Annotated in this window: 11 protein-coding genes and 1 pseudogene; 6 read left to right on the plus strand and 6 right to left on the minus strand. The window is 64.6% G+C overall.

All coding sequences use genetic code 11. From position 1 onward, the window contains the following. The first annotated feature begins 25 nt into the window (after positions 1 to 25). Positions 26 to 1,213, plus strand: a complete 1,188-nt coding sequence (rlmN, locus tag JS541_RS07165; RefSeq protein WP_214373773.1) for a 23S rRNA (adenine(2503)-C(2))-methyltransferase RlmN — start codon at positions 26 to 28, stop codon at positions 1,211 to 1,213. Positions 1,214 to 1,238: 25 nt separating this feature from the next. Here the strand turns inward: rlmN and JS541_RS07170 are convergent, their stop codons facing one another. Next, positions 1,239 to 2,024, minus strand: a complete 786-nt coding sequence (locus JS541_RS07170; RefSeq protein ID WP_214373774.1) for a hypothetical protein — start codon at positions 2,022 to 2,024, stop codon at positions 1,239 to 1,241. 175 nt (positions 2,025 to 2,199) lie between these two features. Between JS541_RS07170 and JS541_RS07175 the strand changes: the two genes are divergently transcribed. After that, positions 2,200 to 2,673, plus strand: coding sequence for a MerR family transcriptional regulator (locus tag JS541_RS07175; RefSeq protein WP_214373775.1), 474 nt, complete (start codon positions 2,200 to 2,202; stop codon positions 2,671 to 2,673). Between the two features lie 35 nt (positions 2,674 to 2,708). Then, complete coding sequence (locus JS541_RS07180; protein WP_214373776.1) at positions 2,709 to 3,479, plus strand: carboxymuconolactone decarboxylase family protein; 771 nt, start codon at positions 2,709 to 2,711, stop codon at positions 3,477 to 3,479. A gap of 104 nt (positions 3,480 to 3,583) precedes the next feature. Here JS541_RS07180 and JS541_RS07185 read toward each other — a convergent pair whose 3' ends face one another. From JS541_RS07185 to JS541_RS07195, 3 genes and pseudogenes are all read right to left on the minus strand, one after another. Beyond that, positions 3,584 to 4,714, minus strand: a complete 1,131-nt coding sequence (locus tag JS541_RS07185) for a 5-methyltetrahydropteroyltriglutamate--homocysteine S-methyltransferase (RefSeq protein WP_214373777.1) — start codon at positions 4,712 to 4,714, stop codon at positions 3,584 to 3,586. Positions 4,715 to 4,826: 112 nt separating this feature from the next. Further along, positions 4,827 to 5,855 (minus strand): annotated as a pseudogene (locus JS541_RS07190) (cation diffusion facilitator family transporter). Between the two features lie 183 nt (positions 5,856 to 6,038). After that, positions 6,039 to 7,640 carry an ABC-F family ATP-binding cassette domain-containing protein gene (locus tag JS541_RS07195; protein WP_214373778.1) on the minus strand — a complete coding sequence of 534 codons (1,602 nt, stop codon included), beginning with the start codon at positions 7,638 to 7,640 and terminating at the stop codon, positions 6,039 to 6,041. Positions 7,641 to 7,851: 211 nt separating this feature from the next. On the opposite strand from JS541_RS07195, the gene pcp reads away from it, so the two are divergent. Together pcp and JS541_RS07205 are read left to right on the plus strand one after the other, a co-directional pair. Further along, on the plus strand, positions 7,852 to 8,502 hold the full coding sequence (gene pcp, locus JS541_RS07200) for a pyroglutamyl-peptidase I (protein ID WP_214373779.1): 651 nt from the start codon (positions 7,852 to 7,854) through the stop codon (positions 8,500 to 8,502). Between the two features lie 215 nt (positions 8,503 to 8,717). Further along, positions 8,718 to 9,527 carry a M15 family metallopeptidase gene (locus JS541_RS07205; protein ID WP_236036862.1) on the plus strand — a complete coding sequence of 270 codons (810 nt, stop codon included), beginning with the start codon at positions 8,718 to 8,720 and terminating at the stop codon, positions 9,525 to 9,527. Between the two features lie 36 nt (positions 9,528 to 9,563). On the opposite strand, the gene JS541_RS07210 is transcribed toward JS541_RS07205, so the two are convergent. Beyond that, positions 9,564 to 10,964, minus strand: a complete 1,401-nt coding sequence (locus tag JS541_RS07210; protein WP_236036861.1) for a HAMP domain-containing sensor histidine kinase — start codon at positions 10,962 to 10,964, stop codon at positions 9,564 to 9,566. Continuing rightward, on the minus strand, positions 10,961 to 11,632 hold the full coding sequence (locus JS541_RS07215; protein WP_214373780.1) for a response regulator transcription factor: 672 nt from the start codon (positions 11,630 to 11,632) through the stop codon (positions 10,961 to 10,963). Before JS541_RS07215 ends, JS541_RS07210 begins: the two co-directional genes overlap by 4 nt. Positions 11,633 to 11,792: 160 nt before the next feature. Here JS541_RS07215 and JS541_RS07220 point away from each other — a divergent pair, with 160 nt between their 5' ends. Beyond that, positions 11,793 to 12,581: a hypothetical protein gene (locus tag JS541_RS07220; RefSeq protein WP_214373781.1), complete on the plus strand. Its 789-nt coding sequence runs from the start codon at positions 11,793 to 11,795 to the stop codon at positions 12,579 to 12,581. Positions 12,582 to 12,586: the final 5 nt, after the last annotated feature.

Genomic DNA, 12,586 nt, shown 5'->3' on the forward strand with positions numbered 1-12,586 from the left:
GCATTCTTCATGATCGGAGCATGACATGAGCGAACACCACGATATGCCGGAGACCGGCATCACGCCCGGCGGCACCAGCGGCGCGTTCCGCGACGTGCTGTCCAAGGATCACGCACGACGGGGCAAGCCGCCGCTGCATTTCGCCGACATGACCGCCGAACAGCGCATCGACAAGGCGAAGGAGCTGGGCCTGCCGAAGTTCCGCGTCAAGCAGCTTGCCAACCACTACTATGGCCATTTCGACGTGAACGCCGAGGAATTCAGCGATTTCCCCGCCGCCAAGCGAACCGAAGCGGCCGAGGCGTTCTTCCCCGAGCTGATCCACGAAGTCACCAGGCAGGTCGCCGACAACGGCATGACCATCAAGACCCTGTGGCGCCTGTTCGACGGATCGCACATCGAATCGGTGCTCATGCGTTATCCGACGCGCACCACGCTGTGCATCTCCTCGCAGGTCGGCTGCGGCATGGGCTGCCCGTTCTGCGCCACCGGCAAACTGGGACTTACCAGGAACATGTCCGCAGGGGAGATCCTCGAACAGGTGCGTGTCGCCGCGCGCATGATGCGCGACGGCGAAGTCGCCGGCGGCCCGGGCCGACTGAGCAACATCGTGTTCATGGGCATGGGCGAGCCGATGGGCAACTACAATTCCGTGCTGTCCGCGGTGCGTCAGATCAGCGCCATGCCGCCCGAGGGATTCGGCATCTCGGCCCGCAACATCACCGTTTCCACCGTCGGCGTCGTCCCCGGCATCAAGAAACTCACCGCCGAGGGCATTCCGGTGCGTCTTGCTGTGTCATTGCACGCGCCAAGTGACGAATTGCGTGACGAGCTCGTGCCGATGAACCGCCGGTTCAACACCACGCAGGTGCTGGATGCCGCGCATGACTATTTCCTTGCCTCCAAACGCCGCGTCAGCATCGAATACGCGCTCATGCGCGGCATCAACGACCAGGCCGAGCATGCCCGTCTGCTGGCGAAGCGGCTCAACCATTACGGCGACGACTGGGCGCACGTCAACCCGATCCCGCTCAACCCGATCGAGGGATCGCGCTGGACGGCGTCGAAGCCCGAGGACGAACAGCGGTTCCTCGACATCCTCCACGCCGCCGGCATCACTGCGACGCTGCGTGACACGCGCGGTCAGGATATCGACGGCGCGTGCGGCCAGCTTGCTGCCAAGACCAAGGCGGCGTTCGAGCGTCGGTCATGAACCGGCAGCTCCGGACGTCGTTCGGTTAATCGTCCAAGGTGATCTTCGGTGCGACGGCGACGCCGTGCCGGCGAAAAACGTCGACGGCGGCCATGTAGCCTGTCGACGGCGTCTGCGGGGCGGCAAGCACCGTGCGCTCGTCCCCACCTGAAGCCTGTGACGAGTGGGTCTGGTCGTCGAACAGCAGTGCGACGACCAAACCGGCCACCGTTTCCTTCGTCGCATCATGCACGGCACCGTTCGATGTCGAGACATGGCCGTTGGCCGAGGACAGTGCCGCCGCCAACGGCGCAAGATCATGTTTGGTCGCCTCGTCGATGTCATCCAGCTGATCGTACAGGGCGAACAGCCATGCGCGGCGACCGGCGATAGGCCCGTCGAGCCGTTCGCGGGTCGCCGCGACCAGCGGCTCGATCGGCACGGCCGGCGTGTGTTCGGGATCGCGATGCTCACGGTTGTCGGCGATGTCTCCCATAAGATGCTGTATGTCGCATTCGTCGATCAGCACGGCGGATTGCGCGTATGCGGTGGCGATCGCATCAGCGTCGACGAATCTGCCGCCTTCGGATTGGAACCGAACGCGTTTCGGCTCGCTGTAGTAGTGCGACATGCCGAACGTGACATACTGCGGCGTGGTGTCCTGTATCTCCCTGACCGCGTCGGCGACCTTGCGCATATCCGCCAGAGGCTGATGCACCGCGATCACGGACAGCACCTGTTTCGCGTCCTTCAGCGTCAGCGGCTGGCCGATCGTCGCCTGACGACCGATCTGATGATTGAATAGATGTTCGATCGTTGCGAAGAGTCCCATTGCTCGCGTTCCTTTCCGCGTGGAGGCAAACGCCATGCCCGCGCATCCTGTCGTCGGCAAAACAGTCTAGTGCCCCGTGCCACGCGATGATCGGACGGGAACGAATGGCGAACGCGGACATGCCTGGCGTGTCGTCGGTTTACTTCGAGTGCTTGAAGTATCTAGAGTACGAATCATGAGCACCACGACCACCACTTGGCACACGATCCGTGAGGCGTCATTGATTTCCGGACTGCCAGAATCCACGTTGCGCTATTACGAGCAGATCGGCATCATCGACCCCATCGCGCGCGATCCAAGCTCCGGGCACCGCGCATATTCCGACGACGATCTCGAAGCGATCTCCATCGTCTCCTGTCTTGCGGCCACGGGCATGCCGATCGATGCGATGCGCGCGTATCTGAGGAACCGTTTCGACGGTCCGGACGGGGCGCGCCGGCAGATGGAACTGCTTGACGCGCAGGCATTGCGGCTGGCGGCCAAGGCGGAGAGTATCCGCATGCAGCAGGCGTACGTCTCGTTCAAGACCCTGTATTGGCGGGCCATCGCCGAGGGACGCGAGCAGGATGCGGAGCAACTGCTTGAGGAGAACCGCGATATCGTGGAGAAGGTCAAGCGGCTGCAAGTCGGCGGCAAAGCCGGACAGTGACCACCATACAATGAACGGATTTCAAGGAGTCGAACATGTTCGAGGGGCTGCGCAACAGCATGAACAAATTCTGGAACAGCGATAAGACGCTGGCCGAAACCGATCCCGAATTCGTGGAACTGTTCTCGAATTTCGCGTATGACGAGGTGATCAACGAGCCGGGAGCGAACCATCCCGATTTGGACGACGCGACGCGGGCGATGGCGATCCTCGCCACGCTGATCGGATGCCAGGGGCTTGATGACTATGAGCTGATGGTGCCGGTGGCTCTGGAATCAGGGGTCAGTCCTGTCGAAATCAAGGAGATCGTGTACCAGTCGGTCGCCTATCTCGGGTTCGGCCGCGTGCTGCCGTTCCTGAAGAAGACCAACGAGGTGTTCGAGTCGAAGAACATCGCCCTGCCGCTCGCACCGCAGTCGACCACCACGCCGGAAACGCGTGTGGATGCCGGGGAGAAAGCGCAGGTCGACATCTTCGGCGAGCACATGCGCGGCTTCGCGCACTCCGGTCCGGAGGAGACGCGGCATATCAACAAATGGCTGGCCGGCAACTGCTTCGGCGACTATTACACGCGCGGCGGACTCGATCATCGCCAGCGCGAGATGATCACGCTGTGCTTCCTGGCAGCGCAGGGCGGCTGCGAACCGCAGCTGGTCGCGCATGCGGGCGCGAACCTCAAGGTCGGCAACGAGAAGGCGTTCCTGATCGCGGTCATCTCGCAGTGCATGCCGTACATCGGCTATCCACGCACGCTCAACGCGATCCGGTGCATCAACGAGGCAGCTGCGAAGGCGGACGAGCAGTAAAACAGCCCGAACATACGAGAACGGGGTTGTGGCGGCCGGAGGGAAATTCTCCCCGGCCGCCACAACCCCGTTCTCATGTCATGACGGCTCGCCTCGCGACGAGATCAGTCGTGCCAGACCTCCTTGGCGATGGACTGCACGAGCGCGATCTTGGCCCACTGCTGCTCCTCGGTGAGCTTATTGCCCTCCTCGGTGGAGGCGAAACCGCACTGGGTGGACAGACACAGACGGTCAAGCGGCACATACTGCGCGGCCTCGGCGATGCGCGCCTTGATGACTTTGGGATCCTCGAGCTCGGGCTTCTTCGACGTGATCAGGCCGAGCACGACCTTCTTGTCGCCCGAGACCTTGGCGAGCGGGGCGAAGTCGCCGGAACGGTCGTCGTCGAACTCGAGGTAGTAGGCGGCGACGTTCTCCTTGCCGAACAACACGTCGGCCACGACCGAATAGCCGCCGGCGGACGCCCACGTCGAATGGTAGTTGCCGCGGCAGTCGTGCGTGGCGACCACCAGATCGGCGGGCAGGTCGGCGATCGCCGCATTGTTCATCGCCGCGTACTGCTCCTGCATGGCGGCGAACTCCTCGGGAGTGTAGTGGGAGTTGAAGTTCGGGTCGCAGAACATGCCCCACGTGCAGTCGTCGAGCTGCACGTTGCGGCAGCCGGCCTCGTACAGGGCCATGATCAGGCCGTGGAACGCGGCCGCGGTGTCGTCGGCCAGCTGGTCGTAGGCGGCCTGGTCGTCGCCGTAGAACTCGTGCACGGATGCGATGTTCTCCGGACGGAACAGCTCGGCGTACAGCTGCGAGGGGGAGGGGATGGTCTGGCGGGCCACGACCGTGTCGTCCTCGAAAGCTTTGAGGAAGCGGAAGTGGTCGACGAATGGGTGCGTGCTGTCGAACGCGATCTTGCCGGATAGGCGGGCGGATTCGGCGCGGGTCACCTCGTCGTGGAACACGTAGCCCTGGTCGATGGAGACCTTCTCAACACCGGCGAAGCCCCACATGCAGTCGAGGTGCCACCAGCCGCGGCGGAACTCGCCGTCGGTGATGGCGTGCAGTCCGGCGGCCTTCTGCTTGGCGACGAGCTCGGTGATGCACTGATCCTCGACGGCCTTGAGCGCGGCGGCGTCGATCCGACCGGCTTCATAGTCGGCGCGGGCGGCCTTGAGCTCGGCCGGACGCAGGTAGCTGCCGACCACGTCGGCGCGGAACGGCGCGTTGTGCGAATATGCCATGATTCCTCACGATCTTGCGCATCGGTTGCGCATTGCGATTGGTTGGTACGTTGCGTAACCTTACCGCAACCCGGCCGACTTGGTACGCCGCGCGTCCCACGCACCGGTCATGTCACGCGTTCGCGTTCGCGTTGCGGTGCGCCTCCGGGCGGAAGACATCGGGTTCCACGTAGATTTCGAACCGGTACCATGGCAGTGCGCCGCGCACCGCGCGTTCGATCTTGTCGACCGTTTCCACGTCGTAGTCGCGGTCGAGCTTCGACGTTTCGACCTTGAGACACAGCAGGATGTCGTCTTCGGACATGTGGATCGTCTGCATGTTGAGCAGCCGGTCCACGCCGGGCGTCGACGTGACCGCGGCGACGATCTCGTCGCGCGTCACCCGGTCGACGGTCTCGCCGAGCAAGAGTGAGCCGGACTTGAACGCGAGCAGCAGCGAACCGGCGATCAATACCAGACCGACCATCAGGCCGCCGATCGCATCCCACAGTTCATCGTCGAGCATGATCGCGAGGCCTATGCCGGCTCCGGCGAACGCGAGACCGATCAGCGCGAGCGTGTCCTCCATGATGACGGAGGCAAGTTCGGCCGACTTGGTGCGCCGCCAGAACCGGAAGATGCCCATGTGCGGCGTGCGCGTGCGCGTCATGCGTTCGTTCGCTTCTTTGACGCTCGAATGCAGGCCGTAGCCTTCGAGACAGGCGCTGACGACGACCACGACGAGCGCGGCCGTCAGTTCGATCTGGTTGGCGTCGCGCAACGCCGGATCGGCGGCGACGGCAATGATCTTCTTGACCGCCTCGGAGGTGGAGAAGAAGCCGCCGACGAAGAACAGCAGCGTGGCGACAACGAACGACGCGAGGTATTTCGCACGGTACAGGCCGAACGGATGGTCACCGTCGGTGCGATGCTTGGAGAAGCGGCCGCCGATCATGAGGACGATCTCGTTCGAGCAGTCGGCGATCGAGTGCACGGATTCGGATAGCATGGCGGATGATCCGGTGAACGCGGCCGCTCACAGTTTGGCGGCCGCGACGCCGATGTTCGCGGCGAGGGCCGCTTTGACGGCGGCTCCTGCATGCTTGGTCTGTTGGTGGATCGCCGCGTCGTCGGCCGCAATCCGGTTATGCGTTTCGCTCATGATTCCCTCTTGCCCATGATGTGCCTTGAAACACCACACATTGTAGGAGCATCGGGGACCTGCGGCGAATGATGAAGGACGGTGCGCGATAACGTGTGCGGCCTCAAGGCGCACCGAGGGAAGGCGTGCTTCAGCACGTCGACCGAGGAGCAACGTGGAGGACGCTCCGTTATCGCACAACCGCTATTCCTCGGCGACAAGCTCCAAATAGCTGTCGTTCCAGAGGTCCTCGTCGCCGTCGGGCATGAGCAGCACGCGTTCCGGGTTGAGCGCCTGCACCGCGCCCTCGTCGTGGGTGACGAGCACGATCGCGCCCTCATACTTGGCGATGGCTTTCAGAATCTCGTCGCGCGAGGCTGGGTCGAGGTTGTTGGTCGGCTCGTCGAGCAGCAGCACGTTCGCGCGGGACGTGACGAGCGTGGCGAGCGCGAGTCGGGTCTTCTCGCCGCCGGAGAGCACGCGGGCGGGCTTCAACGCGTCGTCGCCGGAGAACAGGAACGAGCCGAGGATGGAACGCGCCTGCGTGTCGTTGAGCTCGGGCGCGACGTGCGTGAGGTTTTCAAGCACGGTCGCGTTCAGGTCGAGCGTGTCGTGCTCCTGCGCGAAGTAGCCGATCTTGCAGCCGTGGCCGTATTCGACCGTGCCGGTGTCGGGCTGTTCGATGTGCGCGAGCAGACGCAGCGTGGTGGTCTTGCCGGCGCCGTTGTAGCCGAGGATGACCACGCGCGAGCCCTTATCGACGGCGAGGTTCACGCCGGCGAACACGATGTTGGAACCGTACGCCTTGGAGATGTCCTTCGCCATGATCGGCGTGCGGCCGCAGGGCGCCGGTTCGGGGAAGCGGATGTCGGCGACCTTCTCCTTCTTCTGCGCCTCGGACGTGTTCTCGAGGAGTTTTTCGGCGCGGCGCATCATGTTCTGCGCGGCCACGGCCTTGGTGGCCTTCGCGTGCAGGCGGATGCCCTGCTTCATGAGGCGTTCGGCCTTCTTCTCGGCGACCTCGCGTTCACGGCGGCGGCGCTCCTCGTCCACGGCGCGCTGGTGCAGGTACGCCTTCCAGCCGAGCGAGTACATGTCGATCTGGCCGAGCTGCGCGTCGAGATGCCACACCTTGTTGACGACCTCGTCCAACAATTCGGTCGAGTGGGAGATCACGAGGAAGCCGCCCTCGAACTTCTTCAGAAACCCGCGCAGCCATTCGATCGAATCGGCGTCCAGATGGTTGGTCGGCTCGTCGAGGATCAGTGTGTCCGCGTCGGAGAAGAGAATGCGGGCCAGTTCGATGCGACGGCGCTGGCCACCGGACAGGGTGCCGAGCTCGCGGTTCATCACGTCCTGCGGCAGGCCCAGGCTGTCGGCCATGGCGATCGCCTCGGACTGCGCCGCGTAGCCGCCGGCCTTGTCGAAGTCCTGCATGATCTTGTCGTACCGGTTCATCGCACGCGTCATCACGTCCGGGTCCGGATCGGTCATTTCCTTCTCGCATTTGCGCATGCGGGCGATGATCGTCGCGATGTCGCGCGCGCTCATCATGCGGTCGAGCGCGGTCTGCGTCTGGTCGGCGGCGTGCGTGTCCTGCGGCAGATAGCCGAGCTTGCCGGAGACGCGCACCTTGCCGGCGGACGGCAGCATGTCGCCGGTGATCACGCGCGTCAGCGTGGTCTTGCCGGCGCCGTTGCGACCGACCAGACCGATCTTGTCGCCCTTGGCCACATGGAAGTCGGTGGCGTGCAGCAGCGTGCGCGCGCCGATCTGAATCTCAAGTCCCTGCGCTTCGATGGCCATGCCTGTTCGTCCGTCCTTTTCGCCTGTGTCGTCGTATTGCGTCGCGTATCGTCATATGCCGGCCCGCATGCCGCGTGCCGGTCAAAGTCCAACCGTCCACTATAGCGAAGGGGTGCCGAACATGCGTCGGATCCCGCGCTACGCTGTGGCATGCGCAGGTCCGTATGAGCGGCCGTGGCGTCATTCCAGCGCAGGTAGGTAAGGAGCAGTTATGTCCAAGAAGATCCTCGTCACCGGATTCGACCCGTTCGGCGGCGAATCCGTCAATCCCGCGTTCGAGGCCGTCACACTGCTGCCGGACGAGATCGCCGGCGCGACGGTTGTCACACTCGAGATCCCGACCGCGTTCACGCGCAGTGCACAGGTCGTCGAGGCGGCCATCGAACGCGAACGGCCGGACTGGGTGCTGTGCGTCGGCCAGGCCGGCGGCCGCTCCGCGATCACCGTCGAAAAGGTCGCGATTAACCTCGCCGAGGCGCGCATCCCCGACAACGACGGCGAACAGCCGTTCGACACGCCTCTGCGCGCCGACGGCGACACCGCGTACTTCGCGACCCTGCCGGTCAAGGCGATGGTGAAGAACATCAACGACCACGGCATTCCCGCGTTCATGTCGTACACGGCCGGCACCTACGTGTGCAACGCGATCATGTACCACGTGCTCTACCTGCTCGACCGCAGGTTCCCCGGCGTCAAGGGCGGCTTCATCCACGTGCCGTACGCGGTCGAACAGGGCGTCGGCAAGGCGAACGGCACGCCGGTCATGGAGATCGCCACGATGGCCAGGGCCCTCGGATATGCGATCGAAGCGGCCGTGACCGCGACGACCGACGCGACCGAGATCATGGGCGAGACCCACTGACCGGAGAGCGGCCGAGACGGCCGGTTCGGGGTGACCCTTAGGGGTTGATTCCGGGCGGTCATCCCCAAGGATCAGGGTCGGTTCATCCCGCCGGCCGATAGTGCGAAACCGCTGCGATTCCTACGATTGAGAGGTATCGCAACGGTTTTCTATTGCACGCGGATTCGGCTGCACGCCAACCGCGGTGCGACCGTCGGCAGGGAAAGGGATGAACGATGACACGAACCACGATGGGCCCCGTCGCATCGGGGTGCATGAATGCGAACGGCCACAAGGGCCGGTCAGCGGCAAACGGCAGGGGAGCGGTGCGCAATTTCGCGCAATACCGGCGCGAGCGCATGGCCAAGTCCGTGGCGCGTCTGACCGTCACGATGATCGCCGCCGTGGCGCTCATCGTCGGCGCGCTGTTCGGCCTCGGCCGCATCGCCCACTGGGGGCCGTTCGCCCCGGGTATCCCCGAGGCCAAATATTCCGCGCAGTCATGGAACATGATCGTCGTCAACCGTTGGCATCGCATCCCTGACGACTATCCCGCGCCCGAACTCACGCAGCTTGCCAACGGCCAGCAGGTCGACTCGCGCATCTACCCGGACCTGCAGCGCATGTTCGACGCGATGCGTGCCGACGGGCTCGACCCGGAGGTGACGGCCGGATACCGCACCCACGCGCAGCAACAGCAGATCATGAGCGACAAGGTCTTCCTGTACGAAAACCAGGGCATGAGCGCCAAAGACGCCACTCGTGAGGCAGAACAGCTCGTCGCGATCCCCGGTACCAGCGAACACGAGATCGGACTGGCCGTCGACCTCAATGCGGTTGGCGCAGCGAACGCGGACGCCAACCAGCGCGTGTATAACTGGCTCGCCGCGAACGCGTGGGCATACGGGTTCATCCTGCGCTACCCGGACGGCAAAACCGACGTGACCGGCAACCAATACGAGCCGTGGCACTACCGGTTTGTTGGCGCGGACGTGGCCAAAGCCATTCACGACCGCGGCATCACGCTCGAGGAATACACGCGGTGACCATAACCTGCTCCCACTTCTAGTGGAGCGGGAATGCTAACGAGAGAACCGGATCGTCGCACGGAACGTGGCGGAATCGGGCTGTGACAGGTCGAGCGTCGCGCCCATCGCATCGCATGCGGCGTCCACGATCGACAGTCCCAATCCCACGCCGGGCACGGCGCTGATGCGCGAATGCTCGCCGCGATGGAACGGCTGGATCAGATCATTGAGATCGTCGGGCAACGTCTCGTCGGTGGTGTTCGTCACGACCAACGTCACGTTGCCGACGCCATCGCCGTCTTCGCCCGTCGTAATCGCAACGTCGATCGACCCGCCGTCCACGTTGTGCACGACGGCGTTGCGGACGAGATTGCCCACGGCCAGTTCGAGCAGCGCACGGTCGGCCGTCACATGCACGGACGGCAGGTCGTCGGTGCACATGATGATGCCATGCGTTGCAGCATCGTCCGAGATGTCGTCGACCATGTCGTTCACGCAGCCGGTCAGATCCGTCGCGCGAGCGACATCGGCCGTGCCAACGGCGGCGTTCGCCGCGGCCTGCGGTACCGTCTTGCCGTGCGCGGCATCATGTGCACCATCGTTCGGCATGCCCGATGCCGTCCGCCGTCCGCCGATCGCGCCGTTCTGGATGCGCGACAACGTGAGCAGCGCCTGTACGAGCTGCGCGCCACGCCGGTTCGCGGCGAGCGCGCGTCGCACGGACGGTTCCACGTCGGCGGGGAAGCGGCCTTGGGCGAGCGGCGCGTCGAGGTTCGTTTCGACGGCGGCGATCGGCGTGCGCAGTTCATGCGACGCATTCGACACGAACCGTCGCTCCGCCTCGGACGCGGTTTGAACGCGGTCGAGCAGACCGTTGATCGACGTGACCAGCCGGCCGATCTCGTCTTGGCTATGCGTATCGTCGATCCGTGCGTGCAGATCGTCCGGGTCGAGCGATTCGACCTGCCGGCCGACGTCGGCGACACGGTTCGACAGCTTCGTGCCGACGATCCATGCGACGCCAAGCGCGAGCAGTCCGAACACGACCATCATGACGATGGACGACGCCCGCATGGTGTTCACGAACGAACTGGTGACCGAGTCCACGGTCCGGGCGATGCCGAACGAGTAGTGGTCCGCATCGGATTGGCCGAACACGTCGATGTTCGCCCCGTCGCCGAGCGTGACCGCGCCTTGATCGCAGACATCCGCCGACTTCGTATCCGAGGAGTCGGCATCGGTGCCGCCCGATGAGTTGGACGAGCCAGACGAGTCGAACGAGGAAACGCACATGACGGCCATGTTCTGTTCGGCGGCGACGCGGGCGACGATGACGTTCTGCGTGATGATGACGGCCGCCATCATCAGCATGGCGATGACCGCGATGGACAGCACCATGACGGCCCGGAACGTGCGCGGTCTCAACCGCGCGGAGATCGTTCGCATACGGTTCATCGCAGCCGGTATCCTTCCCCGCGGGTCGAGACGATCGCGTCGCGGTCGGCGAGCTTGCGGCGCAGCAAGTACACGGTGGTCTTGATCACGTCGGCCGGTTCCGCGGCGGTCGGATCGTCCCATACGGCCTCGTAGAGTTCCGGCACGTTCACGTAGCCGCCGTCGGCGCGCATGAGCTCGAGCAATACGCCGTACTCCTTTGGCGTGAGTTTGACGAGCGTACGCCCGTGGTCGCGGAACACCAATCGTCGCGTCGTGTCGAGCGTGATGTCGCCGCGCGTAAACACCGCCGCGGTAGCGGCGGACTTGCCGGAGCGCCGCTGCAGCGCGCGGATGCGGGCGAGGAGTTCCGGATAGGCGAACGGTTTGGTCAGATAGTCGTCGGCGCCGAGGTCGAGGCCGCTGACCCGGTCGCTCACTTCGGCCGCGGCGGTGAGCATGATGACGGCGACGGGGATGCGGTTCGCGGCGATCGTCGCCATCACCGCGTCACCGGAAAGCACCGGCAGATCACGGTCGAGCAGCACTATGTCGATGCTCTGGTCGGCGAGCGCCTGCAACGCTTCGGTGCCGGTCGCGGCGAGGCTCGTCGCGTAGCCTTCGTAGCGCAGCGCGTCGTCCAACGCGGCGGCCAGTTCGCGGTCGTCCTCGACGATCAGGATTCGCATGTCGTGCCTCTTTCGTGCGATGCGTACGGTTCGGGTGCTCCACCCATTATCATCCCCATCCTCCCGTCCTGTCGGTAATGCGAAGGTAAGACCGAACCTCACCGACACGCCACGGACGACACGGTTGGATGGATGACGACACCGATCCCAAGGAGGAACCATGAACCGCAACCGACGCATCCTGACCGTCGCCCTCACATCCACGCTCGCCCTGTCGGCGCTCGCCGGCTGCTCCACGCCGCTCACGGCGAACGGCGGCGACCCGTCGAACACCGCCGCTTCCGGTAACGACGCCGCCGTGTCGACCGATGCAAACGTCAAGAAGTTCATCGCATGCCTCACTGGCAAGGGTATCGAGGCACAGGCCGCGGCCGCACCCGACATGTCCGGTTCCGCGGATGCATCCAAGGCGCCGACGGTGAAGAACGCGGTCGAACTGCGCATGATCGACAAGGCCGGCAACCCGGTTCCGGTCGGCGGCGACTCGAACGGCATGACCGTCGACTCCGACGCCCAGCAACTGTATACGGGCGCGACGTTCACATCCGTCGAGGACGACAAGGTGTGGGTCATGTTCGCGGACGCCACCGCGCTCGCCGGCAGCCCGTATGAATCCAAGCAGCAGGATTACGCGGCGTGCCAGGCGCAGGTGCCGGGTTTCACCCAGCCCGTGCAAGGCGCGGACATGCAGACGCCCGTCTCCGACGCGCAGAAGCAGGCGGCGCTCGACTTCGCCAGGAAGGCGCGCGAGAAAGGGTACGGCTGGGTCGCGGACCCGGACGGCGACAATCCGACGACGATCATGATCCCGAAGACCGTGAGCGAGGAGGAGTTCCGCCGCTTCCTCAAGGACTGCCCGGTGGGCGAGACGGGCGTCTCGTTCGGTTTCGACGGCACGCCCGAGGAGTTCGGCTACGACTACACGCAGGTGATGCGCGACGCGCAGTGAGCGCG

The sequence above is a fragment of the Bifidobacterium sp. SO1 genome (genome assembly GCF_018555335.1).
Classification (GTDB): domain Bacteria; phylum Actinomycetota; class Actinomycetes; order Actinomycetales; family Bifidobacteriaceae; genus Bifidobacterium; species Bifidobacterium simiiventris.